Annotated in this window: 15 protein-coding genes; 10 read left to right on the forward strand and 5 right to left on the reverse strand. The window is 65.5% G+C overall.

What is annotated here, in order from left to right; all coding sequences use genetic code 11:
* Nucleotides 1-443 precede the first annotated feature (443 nt).
* From DKM19_RS40045 to DKM19_RS40055, 3 genes are all read left to right on the forward strand, one after another.
* A complete protein-coding gene (locus tag DKM19_RS40045) occupies nucleotides 444-1,970 on the forward strand; it encodes a serine protease (protein WP_110703240.1) in 1,527 nt (508 codons plus the stop codon).
* Between the two features lie 787 nt (nucleotides 1,971-2,757).
* Entirely contained in the window at nucleotides 2,758-4,287 is a 1,530-nt protein-coding gene (locus DKM19_RS40050; protein ID WP_110703243.1) for a serine protease, read from the forward strand.
* 829 nt (nucleotides 4,288-5,116) lie between these two features.
* Nucleotides 5,117-6,640 carry a serine protease gene (locus tag DKM19_RS40055; RefSeq protein WP_110703246.1) on the forward strand — a complete coding sequence of 508 codons (1,524 nt, stop codon included), beginning with the start codon at nucleotides 5,117-5,119 and terminating at the stop codon, nucleotides 6,638-6,640.
* A 183-nt stretch (nucleotides 6,641-6,823) separates the two neighbouring features.
* Here the strand turns inward: DKM19_RS40055 and DKM19_RS40060 are convergent, their stop codons facing one another.
* The 3 genes from DKM19_RS40060 to DKM19_RS40070 all read right to left on the reverse strand — a co-directional run bounded on the left by DKM19_RS40060 (nucleotide 6,824) and on the right by DKM19_RS40070 (nucleotide 10,569).
* A complete protein-coding gene (locus DKM19_RS40060; RefSeq protein WP_110703249.1) occupies nucleotides 6,824-8,182 on the reverse strand; it encodes a hypothetical protein in 1,359 nt (452 codons plus the stop codon).
* Between the two features lie 892 nt (nucleotides 8,183-9,074).
* A complete protein-coding gene (locus DKM19_RS40065) occupies nucleotides 9,075-9,857 on the reverse strand; it encodes a hypothetical protein (RefSeq protein WP_110703252.1) in 783 nt (260 codons plus the stop codon).
* Between the two features lie 196 nt (nucleotides 9,858-10,053).
* On the reverse strand, nucleotides 10,054-10,569 hold the full coding sequence (locus tag DKM19_RS40070; protein ID WP_110703255.1) for an HAD domain-containing protein: 516 nt from the start codon (nucleotides 10,567-10,569) through the stop codon (nucleotides 10,054-10,056).
* A 681-nt stretch (nucleotides 10,570-11,250) separates the two neighbouring features.
* Here DKM19_RS40070 and DKM19_RS40075 point away from each other — a divergent pair.
* Nucleotides 11,251-14,040, forward strand: coding sequence for a LuxR family transcriptional regulator (locus tag DKM19_RS40075; protein ID WP_110703258.1), 2,790 nt, complete (start codon nucleotides 11,251-11,253; stop codon nucleotides 14,038-14,040).
* A 126-nt stretch (nucleotides 14,041-14,166) separates the two neighbouring features.
* Here DKM19_RS40075 and DKM19_RS40080 read toward each other — a convergent pair whose 3' ends face one another.
* Nucleotides 14,167-15,000 (reverse strand): SDR family NAD(P)-dependent oxidoreductase, encoded by an 834-nt coding sequence (locus DKM19_RS40080; protein WP_162642118.1) that lies wholly within the window; start codon nucleotides 14,998-15,000, stop codon nucleotides 14,167-14,169.
* Nucleotides 15,001-15,873: 873 nt separating this feature from the next.
* Here DKM19_RS40080 and DKM19_RS40085 point away from each other — a divergent pair.
* The 3 genes from DKM19_RS40085 (at nucleotide 15,874) to DKM19_RS40095 (ending at nucleotide 18,703) form a co-directional block, all read left to right on the forward strand.
* Nucleotides 15,874-16,695 carry an alpha/beta hydrolase gene (locus tag DKM19_RS40085; RefSeq protein WP_110703264.1) on the forward strand — a complete coding sequence of 274 codons (822 nt, stop codon included), beginning with the start codon at nucleotides 15,874-15,876 and terminating at the stop codon, nucleotides 16,693-16,695.
* A 146-nt stretch (nucleotides 16,696-16,841) separates the two neighbouring features.
* The gene (locus tag DKM19_RS40090) at nucleotides 16,842-17,693 is read left to right on the forward strand and encodes an alpha/beta fold hydrolase (RefSeq protein ID WP_110703267.1); all 852 of its coding nucleotides are present in this window, start codon (nucleotides 16,842-16,844) and stop codon (nucleotides 17,691-17,693) included.
* A gap of 263 nt (nucleotides 17,694-17,956) precedes the next feature.
* A complete protein-coding gene (locus tag DKM19_RS40095) occupies nucleotides 17,957-18,703 on the forward strand; it encodes an IclR family transcriptional regulator (protein ID WP_110703269.1) in 747 nt (248 codons plus the stop codon).
* A 340-nt stretch (nucleotides 18,704-19,043) separates the two neighbouring features.
* On the opposite strand, the gene DKM19_RS40100 is transcribed toward DKM19_RS40095, so the two are convergent.
* Entirely contained in the window at nucleotides 19,044-20,006 is a 963-nt protein-coding gene (locus tag DKM19_RS40100; protein WP_110703272.1) for an SDR family NAD(P)-dependent oxidoreductase, read from the reverse strand.
* Between the two features lie 388 nt (nucleotides 20,007-20,394).
* Between DKM19_RS40100 and DKM19_RS40105 the strand changes: the two genes are divergently transcribed.
* The 3 genes from DKM19_RS40105 to DKM19_RS40110 all read left to right on the forward strand — a co-directional run bounded on the left by DKM19_RS40105 (nucleotide 20,395) and on the right by DKM19_RS40110 (nucleotide 22,058).
* Nucleotides 20,395-20,607, forward strand: a complete 213-nt coding sequence (locus DKM19_RS40105) for a helix-hairpin-helix domain-containing protein (RefSeq protein WP_110703275.1) — start codon at nucleotides 20,395-20,397, stop codon at nucleotides 20,605-20,607.
* A 231-nt stretch (nucleotides 20,608-20,838) separates the two neighbouring features.
* Complete coding sequence (locus DKM19_RS50200) at nucleotides 20,839-21,084, forward strand: hypothetical protein (protein WP_162642119.1); 246 nt, start codon at nucleotides 20,839-20,841, stop codon at nucleotides 21,082-21,084.
* Nucleotides 21,085-21,278: 194 nt separating this feature from the next.
* Nucleotides 21,279-22,058 (forward strand): hypothetical protein, encoded by a 780-nt coding sequence (locus DKM19_RS40110; protein ID WP_110703278.1) that lies wholly within the window; start codon nucleotides 21,279-21,281, stop codon nucleotides 22,056-22,058.
* Nucleotides 22,059-22,068 lie beyond the last annotated feature (10 nt).

The following is a 22,068-nucleotide window of genomic DNA, read 5'->3' on the forward strand; positions in this document are numbered from 1 at the left end:
ATCCCTTCCCCAAGCGAGGGGTTCCTCCTTCTGTCTCACACCTGCGGGACCCGGCACGCGTCGGGTCCCGCAGCCGTTTCGGGGGTCTGTGGGCTCTGCTCCAGAGCGCCCGTGGCGGCATTAGACGTAGCCGCGGGCGATTCGGTTCCATGTGATCTGCATCACATATGAATCGTTACCTAAAGTACCAAATCGCCTACGCAACATCAGTCACTTTTGCAACAAACTCGCTTTCATCTGGGCAAATGAGACACCAAGATCTCAAATACAACAAAGCTTTCATGATCACCTAAACATCACGAAGAGATCTCGACGCCTCGGATGGGCTCTTCCCATGCCAAACCGACTTCCGGTTCCCAAGATCACCACTGTATGTTTCTGGCATTCCCTTTACTGACGCATGGGACGCAGAAGCGTTCCACATCAGACCAAGGAGTTTTCCCTTGAAGCGCATCCTCCTCCCCGCCGGTGGCGCACTGCTCGCCACCGGTCTGCTGGCCGCCGGCCTGGCCGGCACCGCTAGCGCCAACGCCAACCCGGACTGGGCCACGGACACCATGGCCAAGGACGCCCCCACGGCGCAGGCGACCGTGGACTTCTGGACCCAGGCCCAGGGCACCACGAACAACCTCGCCAAGGCGACCGCTTACACCACCGAGACCACCCCGGCCTCGAAGCTGAACACCTCGGGCGGTTACACCCCCGACGGCAAGCCCGGCGTGGTCGCCCCGATCGGCGAGGAGAAGGCCACCACCTCGGTGGTCAAGAACGTCAACCTTCCCAAGTCCATCGGCAAGGTGTTCTTCGTCGACTCGAAGAACCAGCTGAAGTGGTGCTCCGCGACCTCGATCCAGTCCAAGTACCGCAACCTGGTCTCCACCGCCGGGCACTGCGTCTACGACGACAAGGCCAACGCCGCGGTCATGGACCACTGGGTCTTCGTGCCCGGCTACTACCAGGGCAAGACCCCGTGGGGCATCTACGTTGGTAAGACCGCGTACGTGCACTACGACTTCAGCGTGTACAACGACCGCGACCGCGACTACGCGTTCGTGACCGTTTACAACGGCATCCAGGTCGGCGGCGGCACCCCCAAGGTCGTCAGCGAGGCTGACTACAAGGCTTCCACCGCGAGCGCCAAGTTCTCCAAGGACGAGGCGATCAGCAAGGAAGAGTACAAGAAGATCCGTGACCTCAAGGGTGGCGAGACTTCTGACGCTTGGGCCAAGGTCGACAAGGTCTCCGAGACCGTCGGACCGGACTACCCCGGCGCCGTGGTCGCGCTGACCGAGGTCAGCAAGGACGTCTACGACGCAGCCCCCGACGGTCGCAAGAACGGCGCCAAGGCTCCGTGGAAGACCCGTACCGAGAACGTCACCAAGGCTCAGTACGACGCCTACACCGGTGTTGGTTACCGCAAGCTCGACAAGCGCGGCAACTACACCATCACCCACTACTTCACCAAGTCGTGGGTGAAGGAGACCCAGGTCAAGGGCTACTTCAAGACGACCTTCTACATCGTTGACGGCTTCATCAAGGACGCTGGTCGTCTTGGTGACAACGTCGGCGGCCAGGGCTTCACCTGGAACCAGAAGGCCGGCCAGACGGTCTACGTCTTCGGTTACCCGGCGGGCGCACACCCCGACGGCAACAAGGCCTTCACCGGCGTTACGCCCAAGTGGTGCTACGGCAAGACCCTTGCCACCAAGTACGTCTCCGCGGCCGACAAGGTCGAAGAGCACGTCGGCCTGAAGTGCTCGATGACCACCGGCTCCGATGGCGCCCCGTGGCTCGTCAAGTACAGCAGCGCCAAGCGCCTGGGCTACGTCAACGGAACCACCAGCCTGTTCGGTGACACGGACAAGAACGGCCGTATCGACGTCAACACCTCGGCCTACTTCGATGGCGAGACCGCTGCCGTCTACAACAAGGCCGCCGCTGTGTGGTCCGGCTCGATCGTCACCAAGTAGTAGTAGCTACTCGACGATCACCCGAGCACGAGGGTCCAAACCTCACGCTCACCCCAGCATCATCCGAGGGCCCCGGCTTACGCCGGGGCCCTCGGCCTTTTCACAGGCAAGAGCTCCATCGCCAGAGGAGCGAAAACCATCGAAGGGCCCGGCACACGCCGGGCCCTTCGATGGTTTTCCAGTGGAAACGGCGAAAACTGCACACACCGACCGCCCTTTCCCGAGCGCCACGTTGCAACGTCAGGCGAGGCTGAGCCCTTCGGCTCAAGCTGCTGTCCGGCTCCGTCGCCAACGACGCGGCAGCCAGAAGATCAAGGGTTGCCGGGGGGCTCTGAACGTACGTGACCGCGCCCACATCGGCCACGGCGACGGCTGTGGCCGCTCCAGCGACCGTGCCCGCATGCTCCGCGGGGCCTCACGGGTCACTCACCGCCCGGCTCGAGAGCCGATGGGCGGTTAGACGTGATCACGAGCCAATCGGTGCCATCGATTCGATGTGATCTGCGTCACATATACGCCATCACCTAAAGCGCTGATTTCATCACGAAGCGTAAGCACCTTTAAGGCAAACTTACGCCTATCTGCGAAAACGCTGTGAATTGCCTCAGCCGTCACAACAGCCTCGAGGCTCGCCAAACATCACGAAATGATCTCTGCGGGACGCGCCGGATCTTTCCCTCTCGAATCGGCTTCCGATCCCCAAGATCGACACTGTATGTTTCTGGCATTCCCTTTACTGACGCATGGGACGCAAGAAGCGTTCCACATCAGACCAAGGAGTTTTCCCTTGAAGCGCATCCTCCTCCCCGCCGGTGGCGCACTGCTCGCCACCGGTCTGCTGGCCGCCGGCCTCGTCGGCACCGCTAGCGCCAACGCCAACCCGGACTGGGCCACGGACACCATGGCCAAGGACGCCCCCACGGCCGTCGACACCGCGAACTTCTGGCTCGCGGCGAACGGCGCCACGAACAACCTCGCCAAGGCGACCGCTTACACCACCGAGACCGTCCCGGCCTCGAAGCTGAGCACCTCGGGCGGTTACACCCCCGACGGCAAGCCCGGCGTGGTCGCCCCGATCGGCGAGGAGAAGGCCACCACCTCGGTGGTCAAGAACGTCAACCTGCCGAAGTCCATCGGCAAGGTGTTCTTCGTTGACTCGAAGAACCAGCTGAAGTGGTGCTCCGCGACCTCGATCCAGTCCAAGTACCGCAACCTGGTCTCCACCGCCGGGCACTGCGTCTACGACGACAAGGCCAACGCGCAGGTCATGGACCACTGGGTGTTCGTGCCCGGCTACTACCAGGGCAAGACCCCGTGGGGCATCTACGTTGGTAAGACCGCGTACGTGCACTACGACTTCGATGTCTACAACGACCGCGACCGCGACTACGCGTTCGTGACCGTTTACAACGGCATCCAGGTCGGCGGCGGCACCCCCAAGGCCGTCAGCGAGGCTGACTACAAGGCTTCCACCGCGACCGCCAAGTTCTCCAAGGACGAGGCGATCAGCGAGGCCGAGTACAAGAAGATCCGTGACCTCAAGGGTGGCGAGACTTCTGACGCTTGGGCGAAGATCGACAAGACCGCCGAGGTTGTCGGCCCCGACTTCCCCGGCGCCGTGCTGGCGCTGACGGAAGTCAGCAAGGACGTCTACGACAAGGCTCCCGACGGTTTCAAGACCAACGGTGCCAAGGCTCCGTGGGCGACCAAGACCGAGAACGTCACGAAGGCTCAGTACGACGCTTACACCGGTGTTGGTTACCGCAAGCTCGACTCCCGCGGCAACTACACCATCACGCACTACTACACCAAGTCGTACGTGAAGAAGAGCTTCGTCAAGGGCTACTTCAAGACGACCTTCTACATCGTTGACGGCTTCATCAAGGACGCCGGTCGTCTTGGTGACAACGTCGGCGGCCAGGGCTTCACCTGGAACCAGAAGGCCGGCCAGACGGTCTACGTCTTCGGTTACCCGGCGGGCGCACACCCCGACGGCAACAAGGCCTTCACCGGCGTTACGCCCAAGTGGTGCTACGGCAAGACCCTTGCCACCAAGTACGTCTCCGCGGCCGACAAGGTCGAAGAGCACGTCGGCCTGAAGTGCTCGATGACCACCGGCTCCGATGGCGCCCCGTGGCTCGTCAAGTACAGCAGCGCCAAGCGCCTGGGCTACGTCAACGGAACCACCAGCCTGTTCGGTGACTCCGACAAGAACGGCCGTATCGACGTCAACACCTCGGCCTACTTCGATGGCGAGACCGCTGCCGTCTACAACAAGGCCGCCGCTGTGTGGTCCGGCTCGATCGTCACCAAGTAGTAGTAGCTACTCGACGATCACCCGAGCACGAGGGTCCAAACCTCACGCTCACCCCAGCATCATCCGAGGGCCCCGGCTTACGCCGGGGCCCTCGGCCTTTTCACATTCAGGCGTGAAGCCTCATCGCCATTTTCACGGGTGAAATCTCATCGCCAGAAGAGCCAAAACCATCGAAGGGCCCGGCACACGCCGGGCCCTTCGGCTTTTCAGGTGGAAACGGCGAAAAGTGCGTGCCGGCCTTCTCTTTCCGCGGCCGCCGTAGTTTCCCCCTCCGGGGCGCCACGTTGCGGCATAAGGCGGGATCGAATGCCTTGGCTGGACGGCCCTGGCTCTGTCACCGACAGCGCGGCAGTCAAAGGATCAACGAAGGCCACCGGCGTAGACCGAGTCTCAGCGGGCCATGCAACAGCTCCAGCCCCACCGTGAAGGCCTACAGGCGTCCTCCGTAAACCCCCACTCGAAGACCGCCCGCCACTCGATTCGGGGGCCTGTAGGGGTTTTAGACGTGATCGCGAACAAATCGGTGCCATCAATTCCGTGTGATCTGCATCACATGGACCTCATCACCCATCGCATTGATGTGCTCACGAAGCGTTGAAGCTTTTATGTCAAACTTACGTCTATCTGCGAAAACGCTGTGAATTTTCCCAGCTTTCACAGCAGTCTCGGAGCTCACCAAAAATCACAAAATGATCTCTGTGGGGCGTGCCGGATCTTTCCCTGCCGAATCGGCTTCCGGTCCCCAAGATCGACACTGTATGTTTCTGGCATTCCCTTTACTGACGCATGGGACGCAAGAAGCGTTCCACATCAGACCAAGGAGCTCCCCTTGAAGCGCATTCTCCTCCCCGCCGGTGGCGCAATTCTTGCCACCGGTATGCTGGCCGCCGGCCTGGTCGGCACCGCTAGCGCCAATGCCAACCCGGACTGGGCCTTCGACACGATGGCCAAGGACGCTCCTTCGGCTCGGAACGTCGCGGGCTGGTGGCTCGAGAAGAACGGCGAGACCAACCGTCTCGCCCAGGCCACCGCTTACACCACCGAGACCACTCCGGCCTCGAAGCTGAACACCTCGGGCGGTTACACCCCCGATGGCAAGCCCGGCGTCGTGGCGCCGATCGGCGAAGAGAAGAAGTCCACCTCGGTGGTCAAGAACGTCAACCTGCCGAAGTCCATCGGCAAGGTGTTCTTCGTCGACGCCAAGGGCGACCCGCGCTGGTGCTCCGCGACCTCGATCCAGTCCAAGTACCGCAACCTGGTCTCCACCGCCGGGCACTGCGTGTACGACGACAAGGCCAACGCCAGCGTCATGGACGAGTGGGTCTTCGTGCCCGGCTACTACCAGGGCAAGACCCCGTGGGGCATCTACGTTGGTAAGACCGCGTACGTGCACTACGACTTCGATGTCTACAACGACCGCGACCGCGACTACGCGTTCGTGACCGTTTACAACGGCATCCAGGTCGGCGGCGGCACCCCCAAGCTCGTCAGCGAGGCTGACTACAAGGCTTCCACCGACGTCAAGTTCACCAAGGACGTGGCGATCACCGAGGCCGAGTACAAGAAGACCCGCGACCTCAAGGGTGGCGAGTCTGCTGACGCTTGGGCGAAGATCGACAAGGTCACCGAGACCGTTGGTCCCGACCACGAGGACGCCGTCCTGGCGTACACCGAGGTCAGCAAGGACGCTTACAACGCGGCTCCCACCGGCTACAAGGTCAACGGCTCCAAGGCCGAGTGGAAGACCTGGACCGAGAACGTCACCAAGGCTCAGTACGACGCCTACCAGGGTCCCGGTTACCGCATCCTTACCCCCCGCGGCAACTACACCATCACGCACTACTACATCAAGTCGTACGTGAAGAAGAGCTTCGTCAAGGGCTACTTCAAGACCCTCTTCTACACCGTCGGGGACTTCATCAAGGACACCGGTCGCCTTGGCGACAACGTCGGTGGCCAGGGCTTCACCTGGAACCAGAAGGCCGGCCAGACGGTCTACGTCTTCGGTTACCCGGCGGGCGCACACCCCGACGGCAACAAGGCCTTCACCGGCGTTACGCCCAAGTGGGTCTACGGCAAGACCAACGCCACCAAGTACGTCTCCGCGGCCGACAAGGTCGAAGAGCACGTCGGCCTGAAGTCCTCGATGACCGTGGGCTCCGATGGCGCCCCGTGGCTCGTCAAGTACAGCAGCGCCAAGCGTCTGGGCTACGTCAACGGCGTCACCAGCCTGTTCGGTGACACCGACAACAACGGCCGCATTGACATCAACACCTCGGCCTACTTCGACGGCGAGACTGCTGGCGTCTACAACAAGGCTGCCGCTGTGTGGACCGGCTCGATCGCCAAGTAGTAGTAGCTACTTAACGATCACCCGAGCACGAGGGTCCAAACCTCACGCTCACCCCAGCATCATCCGAGGGCCCCGGCTTACGCCGGGGCCCTCGGCCTTTGCGGGCAAGCAGAAAATCGCAACACAAAACGGATGGGGGCCCGGCTTACGCCGGGCCCCCATCTCTTTGCGACCACCGCGACCTCAGGCGGGACTGAGCTCCCTGGCCCGCTCGTTCAACTCCCTCACCAGCGGCTCGGCGGCGAAGGGATCCAGCCGCCTGCGCAGGTCTGTGACGTACGACCGGGTGCGGGCCGACTGCAGGCCTCCGGCCAGATCCAGCGCGTCGGCGGCGACCGTACAGGCCTCCTCCAGCTCCCCGGATTCGACCAGCCCCGCCGACAGCAACGACAGGTTGAACATCCGCCCCCGGACGTAACGCCCGTCCATCTCCAGCGACCGTCTGGCGTGCCGCACGGCCCCCGGCCCGTCACCCAGATCGCGGAAGCAGTGGGCGAATTTGGCCGACAGGTAGGCCTCGTCGAAGTAGGCGATCCAGTCGGGTTGGTCCCCGGACCCGCGCCGGTCGAAGGCCAGCTCGGCCTCGTGCAGGGATCTGGCGCACGCCTCCCGGTCCGCCAGCACCGCGTGCGCGTGGGCCTCCAGCACGTGCGTCTCGGCCAGCAGGGCGAAGACGGCGGCCCGGCGGGCGGAGAGCTGGGCGGCCCTGGCAAGATCGAGGGCGTGCGCGGGCTGTCCTATATATATGGCCTGATGGCTCATCCCGGCGAGGATCTCCCCGCCGAGCCCGTGATCCCCGGCTCCCCTCGCCAGACGCAGCGCCTGGATCAGGTAGCGCTGGGCCAGGCCGTGCTGCTCAAGGTCGTAGGCCATCCACCCGGCCAGCCGGGTCAGCTCGGCCGCGGCCGCGGCCAGTGCCCTGCCCGTGTCCTCGCCGTACGAACCGTCACTGAGCAACGGCGCGACCGCCGTGTCCAGATATCTCACCACCGCCGAACGGACCCGGCCCCCGCCGAACCTGTTGTCCAGCTCACCGAAAGATCGGGTGACCTCCCGGATCGCGGCGATGTCGTCCATGCCGACCCTGCGGGGACCGGCCCCCGCAGGGCGACCCCCCAGGGGAAGGGTCAGCCAGCGTAAGGCTCCGGCGGATCCGGCCCCGATCGCGAAGGTGGAGTCGATCAGGAACCTGCGTCTCTCAACATCCCCGCGCCACAGTGCTGTCACGGTTGCGATCCCCTCCTGCCACGTGTGGGTGAACTCCTGTCCCAGGTCGAGAGGCGTCGAGACGGCCGGCAGACCGAGATCCTCCGTACTGACCGTCCTGCCGAGCCGGAGTGCGAAGATCTCGGCGAGAAGCCCCGGGACGGGGTCTCTCGGCCGCTGACCGGCAATCCAGCGCAGAACAGAACTGTGGTCATATTTCAGACCGGACAGGCCGCGAGCCACCCCGAGATCGTTGAGCCGTCGGGCCAGCCCCTTATGAGTGAAGTCCGCTTCGACGATGAGCCTCTGGAGTGATCTGTTGGGCTCGCGTTCCATTAGCTCTCCTCACCGTGAGAACCGAGGGCGCGCCGAGAGCGTCCACGCTTCCAACGCACATATCCATCCCTGGTGCCTATCTTGCACACATAGGTAACGGAGAGCTTTTTTTATAGCACGATCCGTGACCATTTTCGGGATTTCAAGAAATCCCAGCACCCTTCGCGGATTGGACGATCAGTGGAAGCTCCGGCCCGATCACCTGCGGGAGAGCGCACGATCGATCGCATCGCGGCGGGGTGCCCGCTTCCCGCGAACGGCCGCCGCAACCGGTCGGATGCAAAAATGCCGCCCACGTGACACCGGGCGTCCCGAGCCGCCATCACTGCGCCGCGCCGGCGTGTCGATTCCACCGGCCCGACGCCTTCCGAAACACGTCCGTGATCAAGGTAAGGATGCGGTGCTGCGCTTCATGCTCACGCTGGGCACCAACGGGCTCCCTCAGCGATTGGTCACCGTTTATCCGCAGAAGACACACGGCGGGACGGAACCAGGGAAAGAGGACAGGCGGGTCAGCGTTGAGACTCGTTACACCGGGTGGGAAGCCGGGTGACCATCAAGGCGCCGCCGGCGAGCGAGGTGGCGGTCGTGGGAAAGCGCGAACCGAACGCCCGCGGCGGCGGCCGAGGTTAGTCCCAGGGCGTAGTCAGGAGCTGGTCTATCAGCAGCAGATCCGGCCGGTGATCCGAGGGAGAACCGCGATCATGGACCGGATCTTTAAGCCATGTACAGCGTCTGTACGGCAAGAACCTCTCCACGCGTCCCGCAGGCATTTCCGACGGCCTCGGTTGCCGCCGGAAAAACTCGAAAAAGTCCGGCAAGTCGGCGGATACGACGGTTACGGCACCCCAGCTCACCCATCCGCATGGCCGCATAGCAGGGAACGAGGGCCCTATTCCTGGCCCCTGGCCGTGCCGTCGGGCGTCGCTACGGCATCGGCGGGAGGAGGCGTGATGTCGGTCCTGGCACCCCAGCCGGTCAGGCGAGCGTCAACGACATACGCGTGGCGGACGTCACCGCTCTTGGAGTACGGCTCGCCCCACGAACCCCAGGCCCTGCGCACGAGCTGGTCCTCGCCGAACCAGAGCCGCCAGGAGATCTTGGCCTCCGCCTCGTTTCCGGTGGGCTTCTCCTCAAGCCCGAAGGGGAATCCGGGAGAGGCGCTGTAGAGCCGACCGAGGGTGATCGTGCCCTGGTAGAGCATGGTGTGCGTGCCGTCGTAGATCCCCGCGGGGCGCTTGACCCTGGTGGTGGCAAGCACCGCCTTCAGCATGACCGGATCGGCGAGCTTGATCCAGTCAACATCCAATACGGGCCGGGTCTTCTTGTCCTCATAGAGGAACCAGCTTTTACCCTTGGACGCAGCTCCCTCCTGGGCATACTTGCGGCCCTCAAAAGTGATCTGCCGTACGGGGCCCGCAAAATACTTAAAGTCGGAGCGATATGTCATATCGGTAGACTGGATCTTGCCTTTGCCGAACTCGGCGACACCCTCGGTCCAGATATTCACCTTCTCCCCGCCCATTACGTCGGTGAGAACCTTCGACATCTTCACACCCCGGTTCTCGACGAGCTGACGCTTGAGCGCGTCGATCGGATTGGCCGGAGCGACCTGGGCGTTCGCGGTTACACCGAGTCCGGAGACTATGGCCGGAACGGTCAGCATGACGGCCATCGCAGCGATCCATCGCCTCATTTGAGAATGCCCCCCGTTCGCGCCCCACACCGCGAAGGGCTTTAACGCGATCTTCGCACTCCGATATCTCGCTCTAGTTACAGCATCCGGGAAAGGCCGGCTGTGAGAATTTCTCGCCTACCGCGACCGTCCTGCCTATCGCTTCATGACGACGTCTCCGAGCGGAATGCTTTGATCACGCCTGGACGTCGCCCTGAGGTGAAACGGTCGTGGTGAGCCAGTCGCGGGCCTGGGCGAGGTGGTGGTCGGTGAGGCCGGTTCGCGGGTCGACGTCGATCAGCAGGAAGGCGCCGACGCCGGGATGGGCGTGCAGGTAATCCTGGTCGGCGGGGGTGAGGTCGTCGTCGAACCAGACGAACGGGCGGTGCCGTACGTAGTCGGCGACGGGCCGGGTCTTGAAATGCTCCCCGGTTAGGGAGGTCAGGTCATCCGTCACGGTGATCACCGGCAGGTGGGGCAGGCCGATGCGCGGGCTGATCTCGGCGTTGGCGTGCTGCTCCCAGCTGGTGGCCCAGGCCAGCTCGGCACCGGTCTCGCGGGCCAGCGCCACCAGCTTGGCTCCGTACCGGGGATCGAGCAGGATCCCGTGCGCCTCGCCGTCGACGACGACTTCGTAGCGCCGAAATCGCAGGGAGGAGCGCCTCTGCGGGTTGAGCACCCCGTCCACGTCCAGGAGCACGAGCGGCTTCACCGGATCCCCCTCCCCTGTCGGTACCGGCTGTTGGGGCAAGACCGGAGGCGGACCGTCGGCCTTGCACATGTCAGGCGGACCCACCGCCCCAGTACCGACGATGCCAGACGAGGTCGGCGGCGGTGCGAGGCAGTCGTCGTGTGCCCGTGGTGGCCGGCACCGTCCTCGGCTCTCCGGCCGAGACTGTGGGCATCGGCTCGCAAGGGGCTCCGCGTTCAACCGATGAGCATGTCGAGCGATTGGAGCCGAGCGCCCCCTCCGGAGGCGTGGCTTTCATCTTTGAATCGCTCGATGAGCACGGACCGGATGCTGGACGGCACCGCAGACGGCGATGGCGAGTCCCACACCCGCCCAGCGGATCACCGCCGCTGTGGATGCCGTCTCACCGGGAATCGTCAGCGCCATGTATATGAGGCTGATACAGATGAAAATGCGGCCGATCGCGGGATGGAACTCAAACCCATTCACAGTGGCCGATCCCCGAATGACCTTGGCCCCTCATAGGTCAACTCTGCTCTACTCCGGCGTCCAATGGGCGTGGATTTTCATCCAGTGAAAGATTTTCTGCTGTGTGATGGCCGAGGGGTAGCATGACCGCCTCCTTGCAATTCAGGTTTCAAAGAATGCAGGGTTTCGACGGAATCCCGGCTCGGCGTAGACGGTTGATGGGAGCGTGACCCGGTGGGCTACGGCGACCCTTTTGAATACGGCGCCGCCGGTGCCCTGGTCGGGCGCGCCAAGCAAGTCAGACGCATATGCGACTTCCTTGCCGCCACCGACCGCGGCGGGGCGCTCCTGCTGTCGGGGCAGGCGGGAGTGGGCAAGACGGTCCTGCTCGATGCCGCGGCGGAAGCCGCGTCCTCAACCGGAACGCGTGTCCTGCGTGCTGCCGGAGTCGAGTTCGAAGCCGACGTGAGCTACTCCGGACTGAACCAGCTCCTTTTCCCCCTCTCCGAGGCGTTCGGCGATCTCGACAGCGCGCACAGCGAAGCCCTGCGTGTCGCGCTGGGCTTCGGCAGCGGACCACCACCGGACCGGCTTGTCGTGTCCAGCGCGACCTTGATGCTTCTGCGCCAGGTGGCCACCGCGGCCCCGCTGCTTCTCATCATCGACGACCTGCCCTGGGTGGACCGGGCCAGCGCCGCCGTGCTGGGCTTCGTCGCGCGCAGGCTCGGCGGCAGCCGCGTCGGTTTCCTCGGCGCCATGCGCTCGGGGAGTGAGACCTTCTTCAACCGCGGCGGGCTACCTGAATACGAGGTACCGCCGCTGGACGGGAAGTCGTCGAGGGCCCTGCTCGACGCACACTTCCCGAACCTTGCCGAGCGGGTGCGTCAGCGACTGCTGGCCGCGGCCGAGGGGAACCCGCTGGCTCTGCTCGAGTTGCCGACGGCGCTGAGCGGGCAGCAGCGCGTGGCGCTGGAGAACCTTCCTGCGGTGCTGCCGCTCAGCCAGCGGCTCCAAGCGCTGTTCGTCTTCCGGGTCTCCAGCCTCCCCGCTGCCGCGCGGCGTCTGCTGCTGCTCGCGACGATGGACGGGACCGGTGACCTCGGGGTCCTGCAGGCATCGGCGCGGCAGGCCGGCTACCACGCCGATCTCGACGACCTAGCGCCTGCTGAGCAGGACCAGTTGGTGAGCTTCGACGAGGGCACCCGGCGGCTCGTCTTCCGCCACCCCTTGATCCGCTCGGCGGTCGTGGATGCCTGCACCAGTGCCGAGCGCCGCGCGGCCCATCGTGCCCTGGCCCAGGTACTGGTGCATCAGCCCGAACGCCGAGCCTGGCATCTCGGAGAAGCGTCCGTCGAGCCGGACGAGCAGGTGGCCGCCCTGCTGGAACAGGCCGCGCATCGCATCACGGCGCGCGGAGACGCCGTCGGGGCGGTGGCGGCACTGGTACGGGCCGCCGATCTGAGCCCCCGCGGTTCGGACCGTGCCCGCCGACTGGCGGAGGCCGCCTACATCGGCGCCGACGCGACCGGCGAACTGCGCGGCGCGTCGGAGCTGCTCGAAGACGCCCGCCGGGCAGACCCGGACCTGACGGGCTCCCTGCGCTCCGCTGCCGCCGCCGTCTACCTGATCATCAACGGTGACGGAGACATCGACGCCGCTCACCGCCTGCTGGTGGGCGCCATCGAGTCCGGCACACACCGGTACGACGCCAGGGACAACGCCCTCATCGACGCAGTCCACCTGCTGCTGCTCCTGTGTTTTTTCAGCGGCCGCGCAGAGCTGTGGGCTCCCTTCTACACCGCGGTCGCCTCCCTGCGACCGGAGCCGCCCGCGCTGCTGTCCGTGGCCGGCAAGACCTTCTCCGACCCGGCACGTACGGGAGCCGCGGCTCTGGAACAGCTGCAGGCGGTCCTCAGCGGACTTCCCGAAGAGACCGACCCCGGCCGTATCGTCCGCATCGGCACCGCGTCGCTCTACCTCGACCGGCTGGCAGACCTTCGCGGGCCCTCCTGGAAAGTCGTCCTCCAGGGACGGGACGGCGGCCCGGCGCGCAGACACCTCGGCGCGCTGATGCATCTGTGCCTGGACGACTACCTGACCGGCAGGTGGGACGAGTGTGTGGAGCTGGCCGACGAAGGAATCCAGCTGTGCGAGGACTCCGGCTACCGGTTCTTCACCTGGTACTTCTGGTACTGCCGAGCCGTCATCGCCGCGGTCCGCGGGGACGACGACACGGTCGACCTCCTCACCGACCAGATCACCCGCTGGGCGACGCCTCGGGGAGTCGGGACAGCGCTGCACTACGCCCGGCAAGTACGCACCATCGCGGATCTCGGACGTGGCGACTTCGAAAGCGCCTATCAGCACGCGACGGCGATCAGCCCCGCCGGCACTTTCGCCTCCCACGTCCCACACGCCCTATGGGTGGCGATGGACCTCGTCGAAGCCGCGGTCCGCACCAACCGCCAAGCGGAGGCGGCCGCCCATGTGCGCGCTATGCAGGAGACCGGCATCGCGGCGCTCTCCCCACGGCTCGCCCTTCTCGCCGGCGGCTCGGCGGCGCTGTGTGCCGCCGAAGATGAGGACGCGGTACGCCTCTTCGACACGGCGCTGGCCGTGCCGGGCGTCGAGCGATGGCCGTTCGACCTGGCCCGGGTGCGACTCGCCTACGGTGAAAGGCTCCGACGAGCACGGGCGAACGCAGACTCCAAAGGGCCGCTGAGCCTGGCGTACGACGCCTTCACCCTGCTCAGCGCCCGTCCCTGGGCGGAGCGCGCGTCCAAGGAGCTGCGTGCCACCGGATGGATCGCGCCGAGAACCGCCGCCGCGGGTGGCCAGGTGCTCACGCCGCAGGAGCGGGAGGTAGCGGATCTGGCCGCATCCGGCCTGAGTAACAAGCAGATCGCCGAGCGGCTCTATCTCTCGCACCGGACCGTCGGCGCGCACCTCTACCAGATCTTTCCCAAGCTTGGAATCACCTCCCGAGCCGCGCTCCGCGACGCGCTTTCGGCCTTGGACGAATGACACCACCGCACCGGCACGCCCACGATCAACCAGTGGGCTCGATCCGCTTCCGTCCAAGCGGAACAGGCTTCCAGGACCGGCCCTGTGGGCAGCGGCGTCAGCCCCTTCCGTCGCACTCCCGTCCGGCTAACCGCCGCTGCCCGCGCTGCCGGTCCCCGGCCCGTCGCCGGGTGAACCCGCGGCGACCCGCAACGGACGGCTGCCCTTCGGTCCGTCCACCACGGCCGCGATGGCCCTGGCTGTCTGGGCGACGTCCGCGTCGGTGCCGGCCTGCTCCGCCAGGGTCACGTCCACGCGGTCGACCAGGCCGGGATACCGGCCCTCATACGCTTCGGCGGTCTCGGTGTCATCCGGATAGACCAGGCGCACGTGCTGGCCGGTGTCAGGCATGAGCGAACCGGAAACGACGATCGAGGTCTCTATCCCGAAGCCGGTCAGCTCTTTCGCGTAGCTCGCCGCGAGATGGTCGATCACCGTGACGGCTTCGGAGTGCAGGGCGAGGTAGGGAGCCGCATCGGCACGGTGGCCGGAGGGTACGACCCAGACCAGCAGGCCGTCCTGGCGCTCGCGCATCTGCGGCAGCACCGCACGGTTCACCCGCTGGGTGGACAGCACATGCGCGTCGTAGATCTGCGCCAGCTGGTAGGGAGTGAAGGACTCGACGGGTCCCCGGGGTACAGGTCCCATGGTGTGGATCACCACGTCGATTCGGCCGGCTTCCGCCGTGATATCCCTGACCGCGGCGGAGACCGAGCGCTGATCGGCGACATCAAGTACGAGGGGACGCAGCCGCGCGCCCTGCGCACGGGCGTACCCGTCCAGTTCGGCGATGCCGCCGGGTGAACGGCCGGAGGCGGGCCCGATTCCGGCGTAGGCGGTGTGACCGGCACCGGCCAATGCCTGCGCGGTCGCTGCCCCGAGACCGCTGGAAGCCCCGGTAATAAGAACGATCTTCGACATCAGGCTCCTCTCCTCAGCGGATGACGGGAGCGGCGAGGCGACCGTGGACATGGTGATCGTCGGGCTGCCGGCACCGATCGGGCTGTGGAACGTCACCGGCAGGTGCCTGACGTCTCACGTCATCCGCTGCGGTCGTTACCGACCTCTGCCCGTCCACGTTGCTTTCCATACGAGACCTTGCCCAACATTCGTCATGCGGTGGATGGGGCGCTCCGCCCCCTGCCCGGCTGTTCGCTCGACGCAGGAAGTGAGGTCCCACTCGACAGGTACAACGCGCACCTGACCACGTGGCCAGTGTCGGTGCTGTGAGGATCGGGCCGCCTAGGTCAAATGACTGCGCAAGAGACTGCGGTTCGTGCCGCCCGCAGCAGGGCCGCGTAAATGCCGCTCGGCACCTGGGTTCCGACCTCGGCCGCCGGGCCGCCGTGAGGCCCCTCGGAAATCGGGACCTCGGTTCGTTCACGCGCACGGAGGGCACGATGGCCGGCCCGACATGGGCAAAAGCCGGAGCGGGCCGCCTCCAAACCCTGCGTCGTGTCTGTCCGACCTGGAGGAACACCGGCGGGCTGTTGAAATGACTGTCCAGCGCGGCGCGATGGCGCAGGTTTCGGGTGGCCATTCGACGGATGCGGACGGGGCGCGTCTGGCGACACTCTGGAGAAGCGCCGCAGGATGCGTGCTCGACGTGCATCGGGGGCGGATCGCAGGGAGCGACGGTCCGGCTTCGCGTGCGGTGAGCAGCGGTCTTCGACTCCAGGTTCCTTTCCGCCGGATGGCAGGTGGGACGTGGGTCTCCCACGCGCCGCTTGTCTCCGCCGATCGGTCCGGCCCATTTAAGTGAACAGAACGTTCTATATACATTGGAGGGTTCGCATGAGTGAGTCCCAGGCCAACGAGGCCGGCACGATCGTGCTCATCCACGGCCTCTGGGTGAATCCGCGCAGCTGGGAGGGGTGGAAGCACCATTACGAGGCTCGGGGGTACAGAGTTCTCACCCCTGCCTGGCCGGGTCTCGACCGCGAGGTGGAGGAGCTTCGGCGCGACCCCACGGGCATCGCGGGAGTCGGCCTTCGCGAGGTGGTCGACCACTACGAGAGCATCATCCGCGGTCTGGATCGCCCGCCGATCATCATGGGCCACTCGTTCGGCGGCGCCGTCGTGCAGATCCTGCTCGACCGCGGCCTGGGCAGTGTCGGCGTCGCCATCGACTCGGCAGCCGTCAAGGGTGTGCTCCCCCTGCCGCTGTCGACCCTCAAGTCGGCCTGGCCGGTCCTGGGAAACCCCGCCAACAAGAACAAGGCGATCTCGCTGACGCCGCAGCAGTTCCACTACGCCATCACCAACACCCTCACCGAGAGCCAGTCCGCCGCCCGCTACGAGCGGTACGCCGTCCCCGGCTCGGCCCGCGTCCTCTTCCAGGGGGCGTTCGCCAACTTCAACCCCCGAGCCGCCACTCGAATCAACTTCCGCAACCGCCGCCGGGCCCCGCTCCTGTTCATCGCGGGACAGGCCGACCACATCGTCCCGCCCAAGGTGAACAAGGCCAACTGGCGCCTCTACCGCAAGTCCCCCGCCGTCACGGACTACCAGGAATTCCCCGGGCGCTCGCACTTCATCATCGGCCAGGACGGCTGGCAAGAAGTCGCCGACTATGCACTGAACTGGGCCGAGGAGCACATTCCCACCCGAGTGTGACCGTAGACGGCCCGCCATCCACAGCCCGGCACAACGCCACCTCCGGGCGCGGGGCGGTCCACTGATCCATCTCCACCGCCGTGCGCCCTCGCGGACAGGCATGTCCGTGCTCAACAAGCGATAACCCACCACACAAGGAGAAACCCGTGCCCAACCGTCGGACTTTCCGCATCGCCATTGCCTGCGCGACCGGGGCCGCCCTCGCCACCGGCGTGACCACCCTCGCGTCGGCCGCATCCACCCACCAGACGGCCTCGGCCCCGAAGCCGACCGTCGTCCTCGTGAACGGAGCCTGGTCCGACGCGGCCAGCTGGAGCGGCGTGATCAAGCGCCTGCAGACCAAGGGATATCCGGTCGTCGCCCCTCCCACCGCTCTGCGCAGCCTCTCCGACGACTCGGCCTACCTGGCTTCCTACCTCAAGACCATCCACGGCCCCATCGTCCTGGTCGGCCACTCCTACGGCGGATCCGTCATCACCAACGCCGCCACGGACAACACCAACGTCAAGGCCCTGGTCTACATCTCGGCCTTCGCCCCGGACGAGGGCGAGAGCGCCTCAAAGCTGACCGCGAAGTTCCCCGGCACCCACATCACCACCGACCCCAACGCGCCCGTCCCCACCGCTCTCACCCCCGTCCCCTTCACCCTGGCCAACGGCACCGCCGGAGTCGACCTGTACGCCAAGGCCGACAAATACCGGGACCTGTTCCTGAGCAACCGCCTCAGCAGCAAGGCCGCCGCCGAGCTCGCCGCCACCCAGAGCCCCGCCGCCCCGGCGGCCCTCGACGGAGAGTCTGGCAAGCCCGCGTGGAAGACCATCCCCTCCTGGTATCTCGTCTCCAACGACGACCACCTGATCCCCCCGGCGGCCGAGAGCTTCATGGCCGCCCGAGCCCACGCCCACACCGTCAAGGCCGACACCCCCCACGCCGCGCAGGTGACCAACCCGGAGATCGTCACCAACCTCATCGAAAAGGCCGCCGCGACCACCCGCTGACAACAAGCAGCAGCCATGGCATCACCGGGCGGCCCGACACCCCCCGCCGACCGACACGTCGGTTGTCCCGCGGGGAACAGCGGGGCCGCCCGGCGGTGTTTATTCAATAGCGACCGATTGATCATGTCCGGAGACATAGCGAGGTAACCCACCCGGCTACTCCGCCGACGCGACCTCTCGCCCATCGGGTCACATCATCTTCGGGTGGCTGAGCAAGCGCCCATCGAACGGCTCGGAAACCATCGCGCAGGAAGGCAGGGAACATGTCCAACGAGCACAGCATGTCGGTGACCGACAAGGTCCTGGCGTTGCTCGGAGCGTTCTCCTACGAAACTCCTGCGCTGACGCTCACCGAATTGTCGAGGCGGACGGGGCTGTCGATGCCCACCGTCCATCGTCGTGCTGCCGAACTCGTCGAATGGGGAGCTCTCGAACGTGGACCCGACCGGCGCTACAGGGTGGGTCTGCGGCTGTGGGAGGTGGCCACCCTCGCGCCCCGCGGCTCTGCCCTGCGGAATGCCGCCCTGCCGTTCCTGCAGGACCTGTACGACGTCACGAAAGAACAACATATCCACCTTTCTGTGCGAGATCACCTGGACGTCGTCTTCCTGGAACGTCTGAGCACGCCCAACGCCCCGCAGGCCGACAGCCGGGCAGGAGGCCGGTTCGGCGCATTCGCCACGGGAGCGGGATTGGTATTGCTTGCCCATGCCCCCGGCGACGTACGAGAGAAATATCTGAGCAATCCGCTGCGGCGCTATACCGAGAACACCGTTACGGACCCCGCCCGGCTCCGCTCCCTTCTGGCCGGCGTCCGCAGGGAGGGTTATTCCACCAGCGACAGAATGGTGGGGCCGGACGTCCACTGCATCGGGGCGCCGATCTACGGGGCGGACGGCTCGGTAGTGGCAGCTGTGTCCATTTGCTTCCGAGCGGGCAGCCAATCCCCCCAGACGCTTGCTCCTTCCGTTCGAGCAGCTGCCCGAAGAATTTCCCACGCCCTCCGCTGACGAACGTGAACGGCGCCCATTTCAAGGCCGCGATTCGCGACGTACCTGATCCCTGGCGCCGGCCGTGTCGTCGGCCTTCGCGTCGGTTTCATCGCCAGAGAACACCTGCGCTGCCGGGACCCGGGCCGTTTCAATTTCAATGCCGAGTTGATCTTGCAATTGTGCTGGTCACGGCGGCGTGATGGTGCCGGTAGAGCGTTACGAACGCAACGAGGCTCCCGTCGATGCCAGACGAGGTCGGCGACGGTGCGAGGCAGTCGTTGTGTGCTCGTGGTGGCCGACGCCGTCATCGGCTCTCCGGTCGAGGCTGTGGGCATCGGCTCGCGACGGGACTTTGTATTCAGCCGGTCAGCATGTCGAGCGCGACGTCCCACAGGCGTGCTGCGGCCTCGGGGTCAAGGGCGTGGGCGGCGACGCCGCCGGCCTCCATCGACTCACCCGCCGTGGTGGGATCGTGCGGAAGGGCCTCGTTGCAGTTCTCGAAGTACCGGCCGCCGATCCCGTCGAGGAGCGGTGACGCCGCGAGAAGCACCGAGGTCGCCGCACCCTGCTCCGTGCTCCGCCACGGGTAGTCGTCGAAGATCGCCTTGATCTCGGCGGTCATCTCCGCGCCTTGGGCATGGCGCTGCAGGTTGGTGTGGATGCCGCCGGGATAGAGCGCGTTGGCGACGATGCCGTCGGCGGCCCATCGCCTGGTCGCCTCGACGGCGAGGAGCACGTTGGCCGTCTTGGACTGCCCGTAGGCCGCCCACGGGTCGTACGCACGGCGCTCGAAGTGGATGTCGTCGAAGGTGATCGGAGCGCGCAGGTGCCCGTTGGAGCTGACGGCGACGATGCGTGCGCCACCCGCCGCCGCCAGGGCGTCATGCAGCCCGAGCGTCAGCCCGAAGTGCCCGAGGTGGTTCGTGGCGAACTGGAGCTCCCATCCCTCCGGCGTACGGTGCAGCTCGGGCAGGGCCATGATGCCGGCGTTGTTGACCAGGATGTGCAGCGGGCCTTCCCAGGCCGCCGTGAAAGCGGCGACGGAGGACCGATCGGTCAACTCCAGTGGGGCGGCCGAGACGGTGCGGTTGCCGGTCTTCGACGTGATCTCGGCCGCGGTTCGCTCGCCGGCCTTGATGTCGCGCACCGCGAGTGTCACCTCGGCTCCCGCCGCGGCCAGTGCGCGGGCGGTCTCGACGCCGATACCGGAGGTGCTGCCGGTGACGACGGCGCGTCTGCCGGTCAGGTCGACACTCGCGAGGACCTCGTCGGCGGTGGAATCACGGGTGAACGGGGTGGTGATCCGTGCGTGGGAAGTCATGGTGTTCCTGTTCCTGATGTCTTATCGGACGGGCCGGCGGTATCCGCCGCCCAGGCGCGTTCACGCACTCGTTGTGGACGAGATGCGCGACGAGGGCCGCGAGATCGCCGGCCGGCCGACGTACGGGCGAAGGCGTGGCCGGAGCGTGCCCACCGTGTGACACCGCTTCTCGTACGGCCCCAACAACCACTTTCCGGCCGGGCTTCACCCGTAACCAGTGCTCTGCCGACACCGGTAGTGCCAGGAGCAGGCTCCCGCCACTATTCCGGCCCGCCGGGGACAGGCACTATTCCATAGGGTTATTCATCCGTCCGTCACAAGACCTGTCTGACCAATCCGATCCAGAGCGGTGGTCCACCGAGATCACCCACCTGATCAAGGAGGCACCATGTCGAGCCACGGCGATGACGACATCCCGAGCGGCATTGGGGCACCGGCGCGCCGAGCCCTGGCCGGCGCCGGCTACACGACACTCCCCCAGGTCGCCTCAATGACCGAGCAGCAGCTTCTGCAACTACACGGCATGGGCCCCAAAGCCATCCGCCGGCTACGCGCCGCACTCGCCGAACGCGGCCTCACCCTCGCCGACCAGGAAACCTGAGCCCTGCGACCACTCTGAATCCACCCCGTCATCGAACCGGCGGATGTCGGCTCTCCGCATCTGTTTCCGTGCTCGGCCTCCCCAAATGGGTGCCGGAGAATGAGGATCGTTCTCCTTGCGATAACTCCGGAGTCGAGGCGATGTGGCCGAGCGGAACCCTCCTCGGCGCGGGATCGTTTGTGATCTCAGCGCCCTCGATACGCCGGACACGATGAAGGAGCCAGACCCCGGATGACGTCCAAAAACGAAGAGGACGTTCAACGAACCCTTGAGAATGCGCGACTGGCACGACTGGGAGAGCGCATGGTCTTCGTCGCGCACATCGTCACCGAACAATTTCGACAGACTCATGCGGCGCGGGGTGCGACCGATCTGATCGACGCCATAGAACGCGAAGGCTGGCTACTCGGCCATCTATCTGAAAGTGACTTTCCGGTACCGCATATGACCTGCATTTTTCGGCGGCACGACTGGTAGAGCGTCTCTGGTCGGGCTGTATGGCGGCCAACGAGATCCAGAGGGCTGAGAAACGGTGGTTCTCTCCGCAGCGAATTGGCGGATGTTACCTGTGGATTCATTATATGGGTTGCGCTGATCGGCGAAAAGCCACATGATTCGACCTGCTGAATCCCTGTCGACGTTCGTGAATATCCCTGCGAAAGGTTTCGTAGATGGCGCTCCAGCGTGCCTTCCTGGTCGTTGCTTCCGTTTCACTGATAACGCTCGTCTCACCGCAGACGGCTCTGGCGGCACCGGCCGACCCGGTGACGGTGTTGCAGAAGCTCCTGGTCCCGGGGCAGGGGGTGACAATCTCCGGAACGTCGAAAACCTGGATCGGCGGCGACTCGTCCAAACCTGCCAGCAAGCTCAGCGTCAAAGGCGTCCTGGCATTCGACAAGGGGAAACTCGCCGCGGGTGAGGTCACCCGTGTCACCGCCGGTGGAAACAAGTTCAGATTCCGCGTGGTCGGCGGTGTGACCTATGGTTCGGGCGGGGCTTGGTCGGACATGCTCCCGGCGGGAAAGACATGGGCGCGCAGCCCGATCCTGAAGTTTCAGCCGTACGAGCTTTCCGAGCAGAACATCAACATCTTCGAGCCCTTGACCCTGCGTAAGATCCTGATGACCACGAATACCAAGACTCCCCATCAGGTCGTCAGGGGTGTGCCCGCCACGCGCTATGCCGGTGTCATCACGGCGAAGGCGCTGTGCACGGTGTCGGCCGCCTGCCGGAAGCAGTTCGGGAAGTCGGGCGACACCCGGATCGCCTGGCAGCTCCTGCTGGACAACCGGGGTCGGGTCGTACGACTGGTCACCGCGTGGACGCGAGCCAAGAACAGCGCCGCAGGGGTGCTCGGTGGCGGCTCCGAGGTCAACACCTACTACAGCGGCTGGGGAGCCAAGGTTGTGATCAAGGCCCCGCCCGCGGGGCAGGTCGCCAAGGTGAACTGATCGCACGCTG

The organism is Streptosporangium sp. 'caverna' (genome assembly GCF_003203775.1).
In the GTDB taxonomy this organism is placed as follows: Bacteria; Actinomycetota; Actinomycetes; order Streptosporangiales; family Streptosporangiaceae; genus Streptosporangium; species Streptosporangium subroseum.